The sequence below is a fragment of the Eleftheria terrae genome, assembly GCF_030419005.1.
GTDB classification, from domain to species: domain Bacteria; phylum Pseudomonadota; class Gammaproteobacteria; order Burkholderiales; family Burkholderiaceae_C; genus Caldimonas; species Caldimonas terrae.
In genome coordinates, this window is record NZ_CP106951.1 from 919,853 (window position 1) to 939,505 (window position 19,653).

Genomic DNA, 19,653 nt, shown 5'->3' on the forward strand with positions numbered 1-19,653 from the left:
TGCTCCTTGGCCTGCTGGCCGTGAGCATGCTGGCGCTGCCCGCCAGCCTGCTGTTGCGCTCGGACCTGCAAGCCATCCAGCGTGCGCAGCGCGAGGTGAACCGGGCCACCACCCGGTCGGTGCGCCAGGCGCGGCAGCTGGCGCAGGCGGTCGCGGCGGGTGACCTCAGCCGGCAGGTGTCGGTCACCGGGCGCGACGAGGTGGGCGAGCTGCTGCATGCGCTGGCCGCGATGAACGCCAGCCTGGCACAGGTGGTGGGCCGCGTGCGCAGCAATGCGGACAGCGTGGCCACCGCCAGCACCGAGATCTCGCAAGGCAACCTCGACCTTTCGCAACGCAGCGAGGAGCAGGCCAGCGCGCTGCAGCCAACCGCCTCGTCGATGGAGCAGCTGGGGTCACCGTGCGGCAGAACGCCGACCACGCGCGCCAGGCCAGCGCGCTGGCGTGCGGCGCGAGCGACGTCGCAGCGCGTGGCGGCGCGGTGGTGAGCCAGGTCGTGAGCACCATGCGCGGCATCGACGACAGCGCGCGGCAGGTGGCCGACATCATCGGCGTGATCGAAGGCATCGCGTTCCAGACCAAGCTGCTGGCCCTGAACGCCACCGTCGAGGCGGCCCGGGCCGGCGAGCAAGGCCGCGGCTTCGCGGTGGTGGCTGGCGAGGTGCGCGGCCTGGCACAGCGCAGCGCCGAGGCAGCCCGGCAGATCAAGGCATTGATCACCGTCAGCGCACAGCGGGTCGAGCAAGGCAGCGCCCTGGTGGCGCAGGCCGGCAGCACGATGGAAGAGGTGGTGCAGTCCATCGGCCGTGTCAGCCACATCGTGGACGAGATCAGCGCCGCCAGCGCCGAGCAGAGCAGCGGCGTGGCCCAGGTCGGCACCGCCGTCGCGCAGATGGACCAGACCACCCAGCAGAACGCCGCCCTCGTCGAGGAAAGCGCAGCCGCCGCCGAGAGCCTGCGCCATCAGGCGGAAGACCTGGTGCGCGCAGTGAGCGTGTTCAAGCTCGCGCCGGCCTGAGCGCATTGCACCGCCGGGCTGGCAGCGAAGCCGCTGGACCGCACCCTCATGCGGTGGCAAGCCATGCGCGACGGGCTCCCGCAGGCCGCCTCCTGCCCGGCGCCGAGCCGCGTGGAGTGCCCGACCTTTCCCGGGCGCCAGGGTGCGGCACACCGTGCGCTGCCGCCGGGCCCGCACCGGGCGGTGCGGCTGCCGTTTCTCCTACAGAAGCGGGGCCCGGCAGCCGCTAAGGTGCTGCGGGCATGCGGCGCCATGTCGGCGCCGCCTTCCCAGGAGACGGAATGAGTCTGCTCAAGGACATCCTCAAGAAGATCTTCCCGGCCGCGCATGCGGCGCCCACCCCCGTGCCGGCCCAGGCGACCCCGGCGCCCTCGCCGGCCGCGGCGGTGCCTGCCCCCTCCCCCGCACAGGGCTCGCCCGCGCCGGCGCCTGCCCAGGCGGCCAGTCCCGCCAGCCCGCCCGGCGCGGCTGCCACGCCGGGCGTGATGCCGGCCGCAGCGAGCGCACCGGTGGATGTCGCGGCCATCCTCGACGCCATGAACGGCAGAAGCACCGAGAAGCTGAACTGGCGCACCTCCATCGTTGACCTGCTGAAGCTGCTCCAGCTCGACAGCAGCCTGGCAGCCCGCAAGGCGCTGGCGGAGGAACTCCACTACAGCGGCGACACCGGCGACTCCGCCACGATGAACATCTGGCTGCACAAGCAGGTGATGAAGAAGCTGGCGGACAACGGCGGCCAGGTGCCGGCCGACCTGAAGGACTGAGCCCGTCCCGCCGCACCGCTGCCCTCCCGGTGGCCGGGGCAGCGTCGCCCCGCGGGCCAGCGGCCGGCGCTGGCCGCCTGGCGCTCCGGCCGCGGTGTGGCCCGCTCGGGCCCGACCCGGGCAGCCACGGGATCGGCACGGCGATACGGATACCCCGGCCCTCGCTGCACGCGGCACCTGGCGGAAGAAGTCCATGACGAACAGCGCCACGCGGGCCACGACCCGCCACACCGCAGCGCAGTCCCCTGGCCGCGAGGCGCGGCCTACCAGCGGTAGCCCGCTGCAAGACAGACGGCAGCCCGGCGCCTTGCCGCCGGCCGGCAAACGCGACAAGATGTAGCGTTTCGTTTGCCGCGACAATGCCTCTCCATGAAGCTTCGCCTCCTCCTTGCCGGCATTGCGCTGTTGTCGGGCCCCGCCCTGGCACAGACGTCGTCGGCTGACATCCCGCCCGCCGCCAGCGCCGCTGCCGGCCGCCCCTCGACTGCCAAGGACCACGGCGCCGCTGCCGAACGCTGCGAGGCCGCCGTGGCCGAGACCATCCGCACCATGCGCGGCCAGGACGCCGAAGACGTGCAGTTCACCGCCGCCAAACGGGTGCTGACGCCCATGAGCGGCGATGACACCGGCGTGAAGGGCGAAGGTCGCTACCAGGGCACCGCCGGCGCCATGCCCTTCACCTACAGCTGCGCCTACAACGCCACCAGTGGCGCCACCTCCGGCGTGGTGTTCCGCGAGACCGGCAAGCGCACCGCGGCCGCCGCGCCGAAGCTGCGCGAAGCCGACATCCACCACATCTCCACCGAGGCCTGCGAGACCGCCACGGCGGCGGCACTCAAGCAGAAGTACCCGCGCGTGGGCCGCATTGCCTTCGGCTCCGACTCGCGGCGGCTGCGCCCGACCGCCGAGCACCGGGCCAGCCTGGAAGGCCAGGGCGGTGTGCAACGCGCGCCCGGCATGAGCTCCATCCCGTTCAGCTACCGCTGCGAGTTCGAGACGCCCAGCGGCAAGCTGGTGGCGGTGCAGACCACCGAGTGAAGCCGGCCGCCCGGCACTAGCGCAGCAGCCGCAACAGGTCGGGCTGCAAGCGGCCGAGCGCCTCCACCGCGGGCGCGTCGTCGCGCAGGAAGGAGAAGTCGGCGAAGTCGAAGCCCGGTCCGACCGTGGCGCCGACGTAGGCGAATTCGCCCAGGGGCTCCGCCGCCTGCCACCAGCCCGCCGGCACCACCTGGCGCGGCATGCCAGCCGCACTGGCCGGCGCCAGTTCCACCGAATGGACGCGGTCGAGCGCCGGCGTCAGCAGCCACAGCCGCAGCGGCCCGCCTTCGAGCAGGTGCCACACCTCGTCGGACACCACCCGGTGCCAGGCCGAGCGCTGGCCCGCGGCCAGCAGGAAGTCGATGGTCGTGAGCGCTGAACGAGGCGGGCGGCCATCGTCGGGCTGCACGGTCGCCGGCGACCGATGCACCTCCCGGTAGTGCCCGCCTTCCGGGTGCGGCTGCAGGTGCAGCAGCCGGATCAGGTCGCTGGCCCGCGACGAAGGCAGCGGCGCAGCGGTCACACCAGCATCACTCATCATTGGACTCCGGGGGCAAAAGCCAGCATTGTGCAGCGGCTCACGCGTCCCGACGCACGCCTGCCGGCCCGGCCAGCTCAGCCTGGCACGACCGATGAGGCGCAGGAACGCTGGCGGCAGGTTCACGGCCCCAGTCCTGCCGACCAGCCGTGCGCTACGCCGTGCGGTCAGTGCGCACGGCCAGCACCACCGAGGTGGTGGTTTTCGTCACGCCGTCGATTTCGCCAATCTCGTCCAGCAAGGCATCCAGCCGCGACATCGAATCGGCCCGCAGCTGCGCGATGTAGTCGAACTCCCCGCTCACCGAGCACAGCTGGCGCAGCTCCGGCAGCCGGGCCAGGCGACGGGTCACGTCCCGGCCGGACTTCGGTTCGGTGGTGATGCCCACATAGGCATGCACCGAGCGGTCGGCCAGGTCCTGGCCCAGGCGCACCGTGTAGCCGACGATCACCCCCTCGCGCTCCAGCCGCGACAGCCGGGCCAGCACCGTGGTGCGGGCCACGCCGAGCTTGCGGGCCAGGTTGGCGGTGCTCTCGCGCGCGTTGGCCTGCAACAGGGCCAGCAGGTCGCGGTCGAGCTGGTCCTTGGCCACAGGCAAGGGCGCGGGCGGCGCAGCGGGTGACTTGGGCATGGCAATGGGCAAGTGATGGGCATTGATGACGAAATGCATCATAGCGCGCGACATTTCGTCGGCAACACTGCGCGTATCGTCGAACTCGCGCTTTTTTTCGTCAGCACCCCTCCCTAGACTCAGCCGCATTCCTTCAACCGACAACATCGATTCGGGAGACGATATGCGAGTGGTTCTTCTCGGTGCCGGCCACATCGGCCAGACCATTGCCCGCCTGTTGAGCGAGAGCGGCGACTACCAGGTGACGGTGGTCGACAAGAGCGAGCCGGCCCTGGCCAAGCTGGCCGCCCTCAACGTCGCCACCCAGGTGGCCGACACTGCCGATGCCCGCCAGCTGCTGGCCGCCATGCGGGGCCACGATGCCGTCATCAACGCCCTGCCCTACCACCTGGCCATCACCGCGGCGACGCAGGCCCGTGAAGCCGGCTGCCACTACTTCGACCTGACCGAGGACGTGGCCGCCACCCGCGAGATCAAGCGCCTGGCCGAAGGCGCCAGCACCGCCTTCATGCCGCAGTGCGGCCTGGCGCCGGGCTTCGTCGGCATCGTCGCGCACCACCTGGCCAGCCAGTTCGAGACGCTGCACGACGTCAAGATGCGCGTCGGTGCGCTGCCGGCCTTCCCGACCAACTCGCTGAAGTACAACCTCACCTGGAGCGTGGACGGACTCATCAACGAGTACTGCCACCCCTGTGAAGCCATCCGCGACCGCCGCCGCCTGGAGCTGCTGCCGCTGGAAGGCATGGAGCATTTCTCGCTCGACGGCGTCGAGTACGAGGCCTTCAACACCTCCGGCGGCCTTGGCACGCTGTGCGAGACGCTGGAAGGCCGCGTGCGCACGCTGGACTACAAGTCGGTGCGCTACCCCGGCCACCGCGACCTGATGAAGATGCTGCTCGAAGAGCTGCAGCTCAAGGATGAGCAGGAGACCTTGAAGGACATCCTGCGCAAGTCGGTGCCGAGCACCATGCAGGACGTGGTGCTGGTCTTCGTCACGGTGAGCGGCCTGCGCAACGGCTCGCTGGTGCAGGAGGTGTTCGCGCGCAAGATCTTCGCCGACCGCACCGAAGGCGCCGCACTGTCGGCCATCCAGATCACCACCGCCGCCGGCATCTGTGCCGCGGTCGACCTGTTCCGCGAAGGCAAGCTGCCACGCACCGGCTTCATCCGCCAGGAACAAGTGGCCCTGCCCGACTTCCTGGCCAACCGCTTCGGCTGCGCCTACCAGCAGTCGCGCCATGTAGAGTCGATCGCCTGATTTCCCGGAGCCATGATGATGAAACACGCACACGAGCTACTCCAGGCCCTCGGCGTTCCCGCCGCGGCCCTCGCCGGCGGCACGCTGCCGGTGCGCTCCCCCATCGACGGCTCGGCCCTGGCCCAGGTGCACGAGTCCACCCCTGAGCAGATGCACGCCGCCATCGAGCGCGCCCACACCGCCTTCAGCGCCTGGCGCCAGGTGCCGGCGCCGCGGCGCGGCGAGCTGGTGCGCCTGCTGGGCGAGGAACTGCGCCGCCACAAGGCCGAGCTGGGCCGGCTGGTCTCGATCGAGGTCGGCAAGATCGCCAGCGAGGGTGAAGGCGAAGTGCAGGAGATGATCGACATCTGCGACTTCGCGGTCGGCCTGTCGCGCCAGCTGCACGGCCTCACCATTGCCTCCGAGCGGCCGGGCCACCGGATGATGGAGCAATGGCATCCGCTGGGCGTCGTCGGCATCATCAGTGCCTTCAACTTCCCCGTCGCGGTGTGGTCGTGGAATGCAGCGCTCGCGCTGGTCTGCGGCGACCCGGTGATCTGGAAGCCGTCGGAGAAGACACCGCTGACCGCGCTGGCCACGCAGGCCCTGCTGGAGCGCGCGCTGCAACGCTTCGGTGCCGACGCGCCCGAGGGCCTGTCGCAGGTGCTGATCGGCCGCGCCGCACTCGGCGAAGTGCTGGCCGACCATCCCAAGGTGGCGCTGCTCTCGGCCACCGGCAGCACCCGCATGGGCCGGGCGGTGGCGCCCCGCGTGGCGGCGCGCTTCGGCCGCTGCCTGCTGGAGCTGGGTGGCAACAACGCCATCATCGTGAGCGCTTCGGCCGACCTGGAGCTGGCGGTGCGCGGCATCGTCTTCGGCGCCTACGGCACGGCCGGCCAGCGCTGCACCACCACCCGCCGCGTCATCGTGCACGAGAGCGTGCATGACGAGCTGGTGCAGCGCCTGGAGCGCGTGCGCACCCAGCTGCGCATCGGCGACCCGCTCGAAGCCGGCACCCTGGTGGGCCCGCTGGTGGACCGTGCCGCCTTCGAGGCCATGCAGCACGCCCTGGAACGCGCCCGCGCCGAGGGCGGCGAGGTCAGCGGCGGCGCCCGTGCTCTGGCCGACCGCCATCCCGACGCCTGGTATGCCGAGCCGGCGCTGGTGCGCATGCCGGCCCAGACCGCGGTGGTGCGCGAGGAAACCTTCGCCCCCATCCTCTACGTGCTGCGCTACCGCGAGTTCGACGAGGCGCTGGCGCTGCAGAACGACGTGCCGCAGGGCCTGTCCTCGGCCATCTTCACCAACGACCTGCGCGAGGCCGAGACCTTCCTCTCGGCGCGCGGCTCGGACTGCGGCATCGCCAACGTCAACATCGGCACCTCGGGGGCCGAGATCGGCGGCGCCTTCGGCGGCGACAAGGACAGCGGCGGTGGCCGCGAGTCCGGCTCCGATGCCTGGCGTGCCTACATGCGCCGGGCCACCAACACGGTGAACTACTCGCGCGCACTGCCCCTGGCCCAGGGCGTCAGGTTCGACGTCTGAGCCTGCCCCGCGGCCAGGCGCCGCGGGCTTCCCGCACACCGGCAGCACACCGGCAGCATGCCGGCCGCCATCGCGGCCGGCGCACTGCTGCGTCCCGCCTGCTTTCGACTTCCCGACACCTGGAGCTTTCTCATGGCCGACACCGGCTTGTCCCGCCTCGTCTCCGACCTCCTCGGCCCGGCCGGCGCCTCGCTCGCCTTTGCGCAGCTGACCATCGCACCCGCGCTGCTGCGGCCGCCCGCCGACACGCTCAGCCGGGCCGAGCTCGCGCAGGCGCTCAACATGGCGCTGTTCGTCGACCTGCTCAAGCGTGTGCCGGTCGGCGCGGCCTATGTCGCCGAGCTGCAGGCGGCCGGCTACAAGGTGGTGTTCGACCATGGCGCGCTGCGCACGGTGGCCTGGGACTGTGGCAGCCTGCCCGCGGGCGAGGCGGCCATCGCCCGGGTGCTGCGCCCGCTCGGCTTCGAGCCGGCCGCCACCTATCCACTGCCGCGCCTGCGCATGACCGGTCGCGCCTGGCGGCACCAGGACGTGCCGCAGGACATCGCGCAGTTCTTCGTCTCCGAACTGCACCCGGAACGGTTTTCGGCGCCCTTCCAGGCGGCGGTCAGCCGGGTGGTCGGGGCCTCCCGCGATCCTCTCTCGCCGGGCGACCTCGGCTTGCTGCAACGCCTGCAGCAGGAGGGCAGCCTGCCCTGGGCAGAAGCGCGTGCGCTGCTGCCACGCCTGCTGCGCTGCTTTGGCCGCCAGCATGAGCTGTTCGCGCTGGACGACTACCACCTCCTGCTGGCCGAGTCGGCCGAGATGGCCTGGATCTCGACCGAGGGCAATGCCTTCAACCATGCCACGGACCGCGTCGCCGACCTCGAAGCCTTGGCGCGCGCCCAGCGCGAGCGGGGCCGGCCGCTGAAGGACAGCATCGAGGTGTCGGCCACCGGCCGTGTCCGCCAGACCGCCTTCCGCGCCGCCGAGGTGGAGCGCGAGTTCCTCACACCCGCGGGCGTGGTGCGCCTGGGCGTGCCCGGCTCGTTCTACGAGTTCATCGAGCGCCATCCCCTGCCCGCCGAGCCGGCCAGCGGCCAGCCACCGGGCCTGGACCTGGCCTTCGACGCCGCCAATGCGACCGGCATCTTCCAGATGACACGCAAGGAAGCGGCCCTGGCCTGAGGCGCCCCATTCGCTGGGCAGGGCGGCTTCGCCTTGCAGGCACCGCCCTGCCTCGCCACCTCCCTCCCCCGCGGTGCCCTCCCCACCGCCCCCCTGATCCGAGCCCCACCCAGGGCCAGGACACCTCCCACATTCGCGCAAACCTCCCCCTGCCGCGCGCGAAAATCGGCCCCCCTGCGACTCTAGGACCCTCACAGGTGAACTATCCCTATGGCGTTAGTTCGAAGTTAAGTTTGAGTGGGTGGCCGGGGTCTCGTCACTGGGGGCCGCGGCGGAGCAACCCGCCGCTCAAGCGTCCGCATTCGCCGGCGGCGGCCGCATTCGCTGGGCGTGTGCGCATTCGCTGGGGGTGTGCGCATTCGCTGCCGGTGACGTGGCCGGTCGAGTCGGTACGCCATGCAGAGGGTCGCCGTCGCCGCCCCCACCCGGCATGCCGCTGCTATCCTGCCGGCATGTCGAACCTGCCCCTGCTTGATGCCGAACTTCCCCCCTCCTGGCCTGCTCTGTGCGCCGGTTACCGCTGGACGGCGGTCGCCACCGGCTGTTCCTCGGCCGAGGTGTTCCGCCTCGACGCCGCAAACCGCCCGGCGCTCTATGCCAAGCGCGAGCCGATCGAGGGTCATGCCGAACTGGCCGACGAGGCGCTCCGCCTGCGCTGGCTGCAGGCCCGGGGTCTGCCGGCGCCCCAGGTGGTCGAGGCCGGCCCGCATGCGGGCCATGCCTGGCTGCTGATGACGGCCCTGCCCGGCTGCTCGCTGGCCGAGGCCGGGCTGCCGCCGCAGCAGCAGGTGGAGATCCTGGCGCAGGCGCTGCTGGCCCTGCATCGGCAGGACGCGGCCAGCTGCCCCTTCGACATGCGGCTGTCGCGGCGCATCGAGGATGCGTCGCGCCGCGTCGACAGCGGCCAGGTCGACGAGGACGACTTCGACGACGCCCACCTGGGCAAGAGCGCCCGCGCCCTGCATGCCGAGCTGCTGGCACGCCGGCCGGCGGCCGAAGACCTGGTGGTCGTGCATGGCGATGCGACGCCCGACAACCTGATGGTGGACGGCGGCCGCTTCGCCGGCTTCATCGACTGCGCCCGCCTGGGGGTGGCCGACCGCTACCAGGACCTGGCCATCGCCCACCGCGAGATCGTTTCCGACTTCGGCGACGCCTGGGGCCGGCGTTTCCTGGCAGCGTATGGCCTGCCGGTGGGCGACGAGCACAAGCTCGCCTACTACCGGCTGCTGGACGAGTTCTTCTGAGGTGAGGCGGCCAGGCCCCGGCGCCCAGGCACCGTTCATCTGCACGACCGCGCCGCGCGCGCCAGGCGGTTCACCCAGCGCCCGCGCGGTGGCCCAGGCACGCCGCCGCCCTCATGCTTGGTCGGCCAGCACCGCCGGCTGGAGCCGCCGCGAGATGCGCCGCACGGCCCACCACGACGGCAGCAACCGCTGCACGCGGGGCTGGGCGAAGCGGTCGTCCATCAGGTAGACCACCCCCCGGTCCTCGGTGGTGCGAATGACGCGGCCGGCCGCCTGCACCACCTTTTGCAGCCCCGGATAGAGGTAGGTGTAGTCCTGGCCCGCACCCAGGCGCTCGTCGATGCAGCGCTTCACCTGTTCGTTGACGACATTGACCTGCGGCAGCCCGAGTGTTGCCACGAAGGCCCCCACCAGCCGCTTGCCCGGCAGATCCACCCCTTCGGCAAAGGCACCGCCGAGCACCGCGAAGGCGATGCCGCAGCCCTCTGGTGTGAAGCGAGCCAGGAACTGCTCCCGCGCCGCTTCGTCCATGCCGGACGACTGCTCCCACACCGGCAGCGCGGGGTGCTGCTCGCGCAATGCAGCGGCCGCCTGGCGCATGTAGTCAAAGCTGCTGAAGAAGGCCAGGTAGTTGCCTGGCTGAGCGGCATACTGCGCAGCCATCAAGGCGACGATGGCCGGCAACGAGCGGGCGCGATCGGCATAGCGGGTCGAGATGTGGTCGGCGATCCACACCTCCAGCTGCTCGGCCCGGAAAGGCGACGCCACCTCCACCCAGGCGGTGTCCTCCGGCAGGCCGAGCATGTCCCGGTAGTAGGCCGACGGCTGCAGCGTCGCCGAGAACAGGGCGGTGGAGCGTGCACTGGCCAGCCGCGGCTTCAGAAAGGGCGCCGGCACCACATTGCGCACCGCCAGCACCGACTGGCGCCGGCGCGCCCGGGCCGCCTCGTCCAGCGTCACGTCGAAGATCGAATGCGTATCGAACGTCTCGGCCAGCCGGCTGAACTGCAACGCGGCGAAGTAGAAGTCCTGCAGCCTGGCATCGGGGCTGGCGGCCGACTCGGCCAGGTGCTCGGTCATGGCGGCGAGCGCCCGGTCCAGCGCCTCGCGCCAGCGCTCGGGAATCGCCGGGTGCGCCAGGTAGGGCGCCGCCTGGTCCTTGTGGATGGCATTCCAGGCCCGATTCAGCCGGTCGAACGCCGGCTTCAGCGCCGCGGGCGCCGCGGCACGCACCGCATCGAAGCCGGCCTTGTGGAGCTGGGCGCTGTACATGCGGCGGGCGCGCTCCACCAGGTTGTGCGCCTCGTCCACCAGCACCGCCACCCGCCACTGGTTGGCCTGGGCCAGGCTGTGCAGCAGCGCACTGGAATCGTAGAAGTGGTTGTAGTCGCCCACCACCACGTCGCTCCAGCGGGCCAGCTCCTGCCCCAGGTAGTAGGGGCAGACGCGGTGCGCCTGGGCCACCGCGCGCAGGCCGGCCTTGTCCAGCCTGCCGCACGCCACGGCGGTGCTGCGCGCCGCCGGCAGCCGGTCATAGAAGCCCTGGGCCAGCGGGCAGGCGTCGCCATGGCAGGCCTTGTCGGGGTGCTCGCACGCCTTGTCGCGCGCGACCAGCTCCAGCACCCGCAGCGGCAGGCCGCCCGGCCCGCTGCCCAGCAGGTGCAGCGCATCCAGGGCCAGCTGCCGGCCAGGCGTCTTGGCGGTGAGGAAGTAGATCTTGTCCAGCGCCTGCCCGGGGCAGGCCTTGAGCAGCGGAAACAGCGTGCCCACCGTCTTGCCGATGCCGGTCGGCGCCTGGGCCACCACGCAGCGCCCGGTGCCGGCGCCGCGGTACACCGCTTCGGCCAGCTCGCGCTGCCCGGGGCGGAAGTCGGCATGTGGAAAGCGCAACGCCGCCAGGGCCGCGTCGCGCCGTGCGCGATGGGCCAGCTCCTGGTCGGCCCATTGCAGGAAACGCTCGCACTGATCCTCGAAGAAGGCCTGCAGTGCCTCGGCGCTGTGCTGCTCAGCCAGCACGGTCTCGCGCTGGGTACCGATGTCGAAGTACACCAGCGCGAGCTGCAACTCGGCCAGGCCCAGCTGGCGGCACAGCAGCGCGCCATAGACCTTGAGCTGCGCCCAGTGCAGCAGCCGGTGGTTGGCCGGCTGGCGGGCCAGGTCGCCGCGGTGGGTCTTGATTTCCTCCAGCACGCCGCGGCCGGGGTCCCAACCGTCGGCGCGGCCGCGCACCGTCAGGTGGCGGTAGTCGCCGGCCAGGGCCAGCTCGGCCTGGTAGCCCGGGCCGCGCCGGCCCGCCACCACGCCATGGCCCGCCACCCCTTCCTGCGCCGAAGGCGAAGGCGTGAAGCGCAGGTCGAGGTCGCCCTGCTTGGCGGTGAACTCGCACAAGGCGCGGACCGCGATGACGTACTGCATGCTGGCTAAGGCGACACCGGCCTCAGGCGTCCCCTGCCGGCTGACCGGCACGTGCCTTGGCGAGCGCCGCGCTTTCCTTCTTCAGCGGCCCGCCCACCGGGCAGAAGGTGGCAAGGTAGTTATGCAGGGTGCCGAGCAGGTTGTCGTCGGCCAGGCTGTAATGCACGAACTGGCCCTTCTTCTCGCTGCGCACCAGCCCCGCATGCTCGAGCACCTTCAAGTGCTTGCTGAGCGAGGGCTTGGTCATGTCGAACCGCGCGGCGATTTCGCCGGCCGTCAGCGAGGTGGCCGACAGCAGGGCCAGGATCTTGCGGCGCGGGGTGGAGGCCAGGGCGGCGAAAACACTGTCGATGTTCATGCTCTTGTTAGCTAATTAGCTAATGCACCGGTCATGATAGCAGTGCAAACACCCCCCAGCAGGGGGGACCGCGGCCCCCGCCGAGGGCCGACAATGGCCGGGCACGTGCAGGGGCCGCCGGCGGCCCCTGCCCTCCCCTGACGTCTGTCGAGCCGCCTCATGAAGCTTTCCTTCCTGCGCCTGAGCCTGCGCCCGCGGCCGCTCGCCGCGGCCCTGGCCCTGGGCACCGCCTGCTCCGGTGCCGTGGCGGCACCATGGCTGAACCAGGCGCAGCTGAACCTGCTGGCGGCGGGCGGCCTCCTGGCGCTGGGCTGCAGCTACGCGCTGTGGCAGCTGGGCCGGTCCCTGCGGCAGCGCCGCAGGGTCGCCCCGTGGCCGCGCGACGCCTGGCAGGCGCCGCCCGGGTCGCGGCCGCTGCTCGGCCTGGGAGCGGTGATGCTGGAGAACGCCGGCCTCGACACTTCCCGCCTGCGCATGCGGCTGCCCCAGGACGAGATGAAGCAGGCGCTGCAAAACGGCTGGGGCATCACCGACGGAGACGGCGCCCGCCGCCATATCGACGACCTGGTCGACGCCGCCCGCGAACCCGAGCGCGGCCAGGACCGCCTGCTGGCGCTGCTGTGCAGTGGCCGGCCGCTGGCCGAACTGCAATCCTGGTTGGCCGAGCTCTATGGCCAGCGCGGCTACATCGACGCGGCGGCCACCGGCCTGGAGCCGCCCGACGCCTTCAGCGACGAGGAAGCCGCCCGCAGCGGCCGCATTCCGCCAGCAGACGCGGCCGCGGCCGCCGGGCTGGCCAACTTCCTGCTGCTGCAACGCGGCTGCGCGAGCCTGGCGCAAGCCCGCGAGCACCTGGCGCAGGCGGCCAGCGCCACCGAGCAGGCGCACCGGCTCGCCCCGGCGACCGTTGGCCAGCGCCTGCCACCCGGCGAACTGAGCACCGCTGCCTACGACCTGGAGCGCGCCGCCTACCTGGCGCGCGTCTGCACCAACCTGGGCTATCTGCATCCGCGCGAAGCGTGGTGCTACCTGCAGCGCGTGGGCCTGGCCGCGCAGCGCTTCGCCGACTGGGACACCTACCTCCTGTCGCTGCTGTACGGGCGCGGCATCTGGCTGGGGGTCAACGCCGCCGACTTCGCCGCTGCGCTGAGCCGCTACCGGCAACGCCGCCACCAGCAGTGGAAGCAGCAGGCCTTGCCCGGGCTGCGCGCCGCTGCGCAGCCAGTGCCATGGCATGCCGAGCGCTGGGGCGGTGCACCCGAGGTGATCGATGGCCAGGCCTGGGCGCTGGCCTCGCTCTGCGTGGAGCTGATGCACAGCGGCGAGGCGGCGCAGAGCCAGGCCCTGCTGGAGATGCTGGCGCAACTGTCCGAGCGCCATGCCGGGCAGCCGCGCGTCATCGGCCTGCACGCCTGGGCCCTGAAAGAGCTGTGCCACGCGCAGGTGCGCGCCGCGCAGACCAGCGAGGCGGCGCAGACCTGCGAGCGGCTGGAGCTGCTGTGCACCCGCCACCCCGAGTCGGCCCAGGCCGGCCGCAACCTCGCCCTGGCCGCCGCCCACCTGGCGCGTGAGCTGGCTGGCAGCGACAGTGCGGCGCAGCGCGTCGACGAACTCTCGGCCCTGCTGCGGCTCGCCGAGCGAAGCGCCCGCCGCTTCCCGCACGACCCGGTGTGCGCCGGCCTGGTGTGTGGCATCGCGGCCGACCTGGTGCTGCTGTACCACCAGGCCGAGCACCCGGGTGCTGCCCAGGCGCTGTTCCAGCTGGCCGCCGAGATGGAAGCACGCCACCCGGGCGACCTGCTGGTGGCGCAGAAGCTGGGGTCGATCGCGCTGTGTGTCCAGTCGGCCCACCTGGCGGCCGACCGGCTGCACAAGGCGCGCGACATGTACAACCACATCGCCCTGCTGGCGCAGCGCTTCCCGGGCGACCTGTCGCTGGCCCGCTCGCATGGCGCGGCCACCTACAACATGGCTCGCACCTACCTGCAAGAAGAGCTGCCGAGCGAGGCACATGAGATGCGGTCGGTGCTGGCCGGCATCGTCGCCCGCCGCGCGAGCGACGCCGACCTGGCGGGCCTGGAGGTCCGGCTCGACCGGTACGCGGAGGAACTGGACGACGGCCAGGACGGCATGCCGCACCATGGGGTGGCGCACAGCCGCGCCTTGCATTGAGGCGGCCGGCATAGGCGGCAGGTCGGCATCGGCACCGCTTGCGGCCGCCCGGCCCCGCCAGCCGCGTTCACACCGGGTGGCCCCGGAGGTCGGCAGATCGCTGCCGGGAAGGCCCCCTGTCGAGGCGGGCGATCGATAGATTGGCTGTCAGCGGCTCGTGTCGCCGGCGTGGGCCGGACACCGCCGCCCTGCGGGAGGCGAGCCCCAGAGCCGGCTCGTGTCCTGCGGTGCCGTGCGCCCTGCCATCGCCTGGCCAGGCGGTTGTTTCTCCCTGCACCGTCGAGAGGCCCCCAGGCGGCAAGCAGGTCAACTCGCACCGATTTCGATTCCCCCATGCGCCAAGGGCCACCTCGGTGTCCCTGTCGAGGGCCGTGCCACGCTGCTGCACTGCGCCGCCCGGTGCCGCGGCGGGCGACGCGCCTCGCGTCGCGGCGAGCCGCACCGGGCTGCAGGCCGAGAAGGTGTCGGGGTGGCCATCGCCGGGCGGCGCCGACGCAAGTTGGTACTTTGCCGCCAGGCGGCCGCTTGCCCGCGGTGCGGGCTCAAGCGGACGCCGTCTCCCCGTTCTTCGTCGGCAGCAACTGCCGGATGCGGCGCGCCAGGTCCTCACGCCGGTAAGGCTTGCTGAGCAGGTGCACGCCGGGGTCCAGCCGACCGCCGTGCACGATGGCGTCCTCGGTATAGCCGGAGGTGAACAGCACCCGCATCTGCGGCAGCAGGGCCTGCGCCTGGCGCGCCATCTCGTGGCTGCGCAGCGGCCCGGGCATCACGACGTCGCTGAACAGCAGGTCGATCGGCAGGCCGCTCTGCACGATGGCCAGCGCGCTCTGGCCGTCATGCGCCTTCAGCACGCGATAGCCCAGCTCGGACAGCGTCTCGACCGTGGTGGCCAGCACCTCCGGGTTGTCCTCCACCACCAGGATGGTCTCGTCGCCGCCACGCACCGCACCACCGCCCACCGGCTCGGGCGGTTTCACCTCGGCCTCGGTCGCGCGTGGCAGGTAGATGCGCACGCAGGTGCCGCGGCCCACTTCGCTGTCGATCTGCACATGGCCGCCGCTCTGCTTGACGAAGCCATAGACCATGCTCAGTCCCAGGCCGGTGCCCACGCCCTCCGGCTTGGTGGAGAAAAAGGGCTCGAAGGCCCGCTCCAGCACTTCCGGCGGCATGCCGCTGCCGGTGTCGGAGACCGACAGCAGCACATACGGCCCGGGCGCCACGTCGTGGCGTCGCGCCGCGTCCTCGTCGAGCACGGTGTTGCTGGCCGCGATGCTGAGGCGGCCGGCCTCGCCCATGGCGTCACGCGCGTTGATGGCGAGGTTCAGCACCACGTTCTCGAGCTGGTAGGGATCGGCGAAGGTGTTCCACAAGCCGTCCTGCGCACTCGCCTGCAGCTCGATGGTCTCGCCGAGCACGCGCTTGAGCAGGTCGTCCATGCCCTGCACCAGCCGGCCCATGTTGACGGTGCGCGGCTCCAGCGGCTGGCGCCGCGCGAAGGCGAGCAGCTGGCCGGTCAGCTTGGAGCCATTGGCCACCGCATTGCTCGCCACGTCGATCCAGCGTTGCGCGGTGGCATTGCCGGCCGTCAGGCGCTGCAGCAGCTGCAGGCTGTTGCCGATGACCTGCAGCAGGTTGTTGAAGTCGTGCGCCACCCCGCCGGTGAGGCGGCCCAGCGCCTCCAGCTTCTGCACGTGCTGCAGCTGGGCCTGAGTCTGCGCGTGCTCGGCCTGGCTGCGCTCCAGCGCGGCGGTACGCTCGTGCACCAGGGTTTCCAGCCGGCAGCGGTAGCGTTCGCGCTCCTCCTCGGCGCGGCGCTGCTCGGTGATGTCGTGCCCCTGCGCGAAGATGCCCGAGACGGAACCGTCCGCCTCCAGCACCGGCTGGTACACCAGGTCCACATAGCGTTCCTGCAGCGGCCCGCCCGGCTCGGGCTGCACCTGCACCCGCATCCCGCGGCCGACGAAGGCCTCGCCGGTCTCCAGCACCCGGTCGAGCAGCTCGAAGAAGCCCTGGCCGGCCACCTCCGGCAAGGCCTCGCGCACCGGCTTGCCGAGGATGTCGCGGTGGCCCACCAACTGGTAGTAGGCCTGGTTGACCAGGTCGAACACATGCAAGGGCCCGCGCAACACGGCGATGAAACCAGGGGCCTGCTCGAACAGCCGGCGCAGCTGGCGGTGCTGCACGTCCAGCGTACGGTGCGCCGCCTGGACTGCCTGCGCGCGCTGCAGCACGCTCGCCTCGATCTCGTTGCGACGCGCCTGCTCTGCCGCGCGCACCGCCTTCTTCAGCGTCTGCAGCTCGGTCACGTCCACCGTGTGCTGCAACACCGCCACCACCTGCCCGGCCTCGTTCATCACCGGTGTGTGGGTGGCGCTCCAGTAGCGTTCGCGAAACACGGTGCGACCGTCCACCTCGCTCGCGATGGCATAGCGGATCAGCGCCAGATGGTGGGGCCGCCGCTCGCGCACTGCCTGCTCGAGCGACTGGCGCAGCTGCACGACGCTGGCATCGTCGGGATCGTCCGGGTTGCCGGGAAAGGCCTCGAACAGGTTGCGGCCGATGATGTCGTCGCGGCGGCGTCCGGTGGCGGCCAGGTAGGCCTGGTTGGCATCGACGATGGTCCAGGCCAGGTCCAGCACCATGTAAGGGTTGGGCGACAGGCTGAACAGCGCGGTGTGATTGATTCTGTGCGGCATGTAGCGCTTGCGTAGGAGGCGCAGCGCCGCAGCGGGCGAGCGAGGCCGGCAGCGCCGTCGGCGCATAAGGCACTCGCTCTGCGTGCGGCGGCTCGCCGGGTGGCACCAGCCCGGCGGGCGGGTGCGCCAACATTGTAGGCGCCCGCCCTGCAGCGCCGGCTGCCTGCGGCGGCTCAGCGGGCTGCCGCCTCCCAGTAGGTACCGGCATAGCCGCGGTGGGGATTGCCGTACACCGGGCGGCCGGCATCGCGGTGCTCGGCCATGAAGGCCTCCACCGCCTCGGGCCGGCCGCCCTTGAACATCTCCTTGAGCACGCCCTCGGGCAGCAGCGCGCGGTAGCGCACCGGCAGGCCGGCATAGGCAGCGCCCTCGGCGAGGTCGAGCGGCACTTGGGTGGGGTCGAGGAAGCGGCTTTCGCCGAATTCGCTGTCGTGGTGCTGCCGCACCCGCCGGGCCGCGTCGAGGATGCCTTCGACCACATCGCTCAGCGTGCGGCCGCTCATCTTGGCCCGCCAGGCGGCGCGCAGGAACAGCAGCTCGCCGGGGTCCACGCCCGGGCAGGCGCCCTGGTAGGCGGCGGTCAGGCAATGGTCGCCAGCGGCCAGCAGGCGCTGGGTCGGGGTCGGTTCCCGCTCCAGCAGCGCCAGCACCTGCCCCAGCGAAGAGCCGCGCAGGTAGTGCTCGGGCGGCACGGTGTAGCCGGCGTCGCCGGGGTGGTGGTGGTCGACGCGGAACACCGGCTCCCGCCCGGCCAAGCCGCATTCCACCCAGACTGCCGGCGCCTTGGGCAGCAACAGGGCGGGCCGGTGCACCTGGTCCGGGCCGACGCGCACCACGCCGTTTGCCGCATAGGCATTCTGCGCGGTGCAGCGGCGGCCCTTGTGCGCCGCATGCAGGGCCGTCCGCCGAGCGTCGGTCAGCACCTGTTCGATTTCCCGCATCTCGGGGTCCTGTGCGCCGAGCACGAAGACGGCCTCCTTGTCGATCACGAGGCGCTCCGCGGACAAGCCATGCCAATGTTCATGGGTGAACGATAACGCCTGCCGGGCGCCCTGCCGCAACAGCCCTGCACGGGCGCGGTGGAAGGGCCGCCATGGCAAGTGCAAGGCCAGGGAGGCGGCCGCGCACCGCCTTGCTGCATGGCTGGCGCACCGCCGCCGGCACGACGGGAATGTCGCTTGCTGAAAAAGGCAAGGTGCTGCATGGCCGCCGGCCGTGCGTCGATCCGTCCCTTCTGCCCCACCCTGCATGACTGCCCGCCTTCCACCCTCCCCGCCTGCCGGCCCGCCCCCGACCTATTCCATCACGCTGCAGGTCAATGGTCAGCGACACGAACTGCAGGTGGAGGCCCGCACCAGCCTGCTCGACGCCCTGCGCGAGCAGCTGGGACTGACCGGCAGCAAGAAGGGCTGTGACCGCGGCCAGTGCGGAGCCTGCACGGTGCTGTGCGAGGGGCGGCGCATCAATGCCTGCCTGAGCCTGGCCGTGATGCAGGACGGCTGCAGCATCACCACGATCGAGGGCCTGGGCACACCGCAGTCGCTGCACCCGCTGCAGGCGGCCTTCGTGGCCGAGGATGCCTTCCAGTGCGGCTACTGCACGCCGGGGCAGATCTGCTCGGCGGCGGCGCTGCTCCAGGAAGCGGAAGCCGGCTGCGCCAGTGCCGTCACCCGCCGGTGGCCACAGGGACCGCAGGCGCTCGACGAAGCCGAGATCCGCGAACGCATGAGCGGCAACCTGTGCCGCTGCGGCGCCTACCCCCACATCGTGCGGGCGGTGCTCCGGGTGTGCGCCCAGGGCTCGCGCTGAGGGGCCGGGGATGGAAGGCTTGCACTACCACCGCGCCACCTCGATCGAGGATGCCTTGCAATGGATTGCGGAACCCGGCGCCGTCTTCATCGCCGGCGGCACCCAGCTGGTGGACCTCATGAAGGGCGGCATTGCCCGGCCCCGCTGCCTGGTGGACGTGAGCCGCCTGCCCTGGAATGCGGTGGAGCCGCTGGACGACGGCAGCCTGAGCATTGGCGCCGGCGTGCGCAACAGCGACCTGGCCGACCACCCCGAGGTGCGGCGGCGCCACCCGCTGCTGGCCCGGGCCCTGCTCGCCGGGGCATCGCCGCAGTTGCGCAACATGGCCACCGTGGGCGGCAACCTGTTGCAGCGCACCCGCTGCCACTACTTCTACGACAACGGCTTTCCCCGCTGCAACAAGCGGGCACCGGGGTCGGGCTGCGATGCATTGCAAGGGCACAACCGCCAGCATGCGGTGCTGGGCACGAGCGAGCACTGCATTGCCACCCATCCGTCGGACATGGCAGTGGCACTGGCCGCCTTGCGGGCCCGGCTGCGCTTGCGCAGCGCGGCGGACGAGCGCCGCCTGGCCCTCGCCGATTTCCACCGCCTGCCCGGTGACACGCCCGAGCGCGATACCGAACTGCGCGAGGGCGAGCTGGTGCTCGCCGTCGAGCTGCCGCCACTGCCATTTGCCCGGCATTGCCACTATCTCAAGGTGCGCGACCGGGCCAGCTTTTCCTTTGCGCTGGTGTCGGTCGCTGCGGCGCTCGAGCTGGACGATGACGGCCGGGTGCGTGACGCCGGGTTGGCGCTCGGCGGCGTCGCTCACAAGCCGTGGCGGGTGCCGGCCGCCGAGCAGGCCCTGCTGGGTCGCCGTCCCGACGCTGCAGCCGCGGCCGATGCGGCCGGCTTGCTGCTGGACGGAGCGCGCGGCCACGGCCACAACGATTTCAAGATCGAGCTGGCCCGCCGGGCCATCACCCGGGCCATCACCCGGGCCGCTGGCAACGACTCCCCCGACGCATGAGGCCGC

Annotated in this window: 15 protein-coding genes and 1 pseudogene; 10 read left to right on the plus strand and 6 right to left on the minus strand. The window is 71.7% G+C overall.

Annotated elements, in window-relative coordinates:
• Positions 1-95 precede the first annotated feature (95 nt).
• From N7L95_RS04115 to N7L95_RS04130, 3 genes and pseudogenes are all read left to right on the plus strand, one after another.
• Positions 96-1,303: pseudogene (locus N7L95_RS04115) on the plus strand (methyl-accepting chemotaxis protein); the annotation flags it as partial.
• Entirely contained in the window at positions 1,300-1,782 is a 483-nt protein-coding gene (locus N7L95_RS04125) for a DUF3597 domain-containing protein (RefSeq protein ID WP_301258553.1), read from the plus strand. The pseudogene N7L95_RS04115 and the gene N7L95_RS04125, both read left to right, overlap by 4 nt.
• Before the next feature lie 369 nt (positions 1,783-2,151).
• Positions 2,152-2,820: a hypothetical protein gene (locus tag N7L95_RS04130; RefSeq protein ID WP_301258554.1), complete on the plus strand. Its 669-nt coding sequence runs from the start codon at positions 2,152-2,154 to the stop codon at positions 2,818-2,820.
• A 16-nt stretch (positions 2,821-2,836) separates the two neighbouring features.
• Here the strand turns inward: N7L95_RS04130 and N7L95_RS04135 are convergent, their stop codons facing one another.
• Both N7L95_RS04135 and N7L95_RS04140 read right to left on the minus strand, forming a co-directional pair.
• Positions 2,837-3,358 (minus strand): cupin domain-containing protein, encoded by a 522-nt coding sequence (locus tag N7L95_RS04135; RefSeq protein WP_301258555.1) that lies wholly within the window; start codon positions 3,356-3,358, stop codon positions 2,837-2,839.
• A 154-nt stretch (positions 3,359-3,512) separates the two neighbouring features.
• On the minus strand, positions 3,513-3,989 hold the full coding sequence (locus N7L95_RS04140; RefSeq protein ID WP_301260062.1) for an Lrp/AsnC family transcriptional regulator: 477 nt from the start codon (positions 3,987-3,989) through the stop codon (positions 3,513-3,515).
• Between the two features lie 163 nt (positions 3,990-4,152).
• Here N7L95_RS04140 and N7L95_RS04145 point away from each other — a divergent pair, with 163 nt between their 5' ends.
• The 4 genes from N7L95_RS04145 to N7L95_RS04160 all read left to right on the plus strand — a co-directional run bounded on the left by N7L95_RS04145 (position 4,153) and on the right by N7L95_RS04160 (position 9,185).
• Positions 4,153-5,247 (plus strand): saccharopine dehydrogenase family protein, encoded by a 1,095-nt coding sequence (locus N7L95_RS04145; protein WP_301258556.1) that lies wholly within the window; start codon positions 4,153-4,155, stop codon positions 5,245-5,247.
• Positions 5,248-5,265: 18 nt separating this feature from the next.
• A complete protein-coding gene (gene amaB, locus N7L95_RS04150) occupies positions 5,266-6,771 on the plus strand; it encodes an L-piperidine-6-carboxylate dehydrogenase (protein WP_301258557.1) in 1,506 nt (501 codons plus the stop codon).
• 132 nt (positions 6,772-6,903) lie between these two features.
• The gene (locus N7L95_RS04155) at positions 6,904-7,938 is read left to right on the plus strand and encodes a DUF1338 domain-containing protein (RefSeq protein ID WP_301260063.1); all 1,035 of its coding nucleotides are present in this window, start codon (positions 6,904-6,906) and stop codon (positions 7,936-7,938) included.
• A 452-nt stretch (positions 7,939-8,390) separates the two neighbouring features.
• On the plus strand, positions 8,391-9,185 hold the full coding sequence (locus N7L95_RS04160; RefSeq protein WP_301258558.1) for an APH(3') family aminoglycoside O-phosphotransferase: 795 nt from the start codon (positions 8,391-8,393) through the stop codon (positions 9,183-9,185).
• Positions 9,186-9,296: 111 nt separating this feature from the next.
• Here the strand turns inward: N7L95_RS04160 and N7L95_RS04165 are convergent, their stop codons facing one another.
• Together N7L95_RS04165 and N7L95_RS04170 are read right to left on the minus strand one after the other, a co-directional pair.
• Positions 9,297-11,600, minus strand: a complete 2,304-nt coding sequence (locus tag N7L95_RS04165; protein ID WP_301258559.1) for an ATP-dependent DNA helicase — start codon at positions 11,598-11,600, stop codon at positions 9,297-9,299.
• A 22-nt stretch (positions 11,601-11,622) separates the two neighbouring features.
• Positions 11,623-11,958: a metalloregulator ArsR/SmtB family transcription factor gene (locus N7L95_RS04170; RefSeq protein WP_301258560.1), complete on the minus strand. Its 336-nt coding sequence runs from the start codon at positions 11,956-11,958 to the stop codon at positions 11,623-11,625.
• Between the two features lie 159 nt (positions 11,959-12,117).
• On the opposite strand from N7L95_RS04170, the gene N7L95_RS04175 reads away from it, so the two are divergent.
• The gene (locus tag N7L95_RS04175) at positions 12,118-14,130 is read left to right on the plus strand and encodes a DUF1266 domain-containing protein (RefSeq protein ID WP_301258561.1); all 2,013 of its coding nucleotides are present in this window, start codon (positions 12,118-12,120) and stop codon (positions 14,128-14,130) included.
• 542 nt (positions 14,131-14,672) lie between these two features.
• On the opposite strand, the gene N7L95_RS04180 is transcribed toward N7L95_RS04175, so the two are convergent.
• Both N7L95_RS04180 and N7L95_RS04185 read right to left on the minus strand, forming a co-directional pair.
• Entirely contained in the window at positions 14,673-16,826 is a 2,154-nt protein-coding gene (locus tag N7L95_RS04180; RefSeq protein WP_301258562.1) for a PAS domain-containing protein, read from the minus strand.
• A 173-nt stretch (positions 16,827-16,999) separates the two neighbouring features.
• Complete coding sequence (locus N7L95_RS04185) at positions 17,000-17,815, minus strand: hypothetical protein (RefSeq protein ID WP_301258563.1); 816 nt, start codon at positions 17,813-17,815, stop codon at positions 17,000-17,002.
• Positions 17,816-18,074: 259 nt separating this feature from the next.
• Between N7L95_RS04185 and N7L95_RS04190 the strand changes: the two genes are divergently transcribed.
• Positions 18,075-18,635 (plus strand): 2Fe-2S iron-sulfur cluster-binding protein, encoded by a 561-nt coding sequence (locus N7L95_RS04190; protein ID WP_301258564.1) that lies wholly within the window; start codon positions 18,075-18,077, stop codon positions 18,633-18,635.
• A 10-nt stretch (positions 18,636-18,645) separates the two neighbouring features.
• Positions 18,646-19,647: an FAD binding domain-containing protein gene (locus N7L95_RS04195; protein ID WP_301258565.1), complete on the plus strand. Its 1,002-nt coding sequence runs from the start codon at positions 18,646-18,648 to the stop codon at positions 19,645-19,647.
• Positions 19,648-19,653 lie beyond the last annotated feature (6 nt).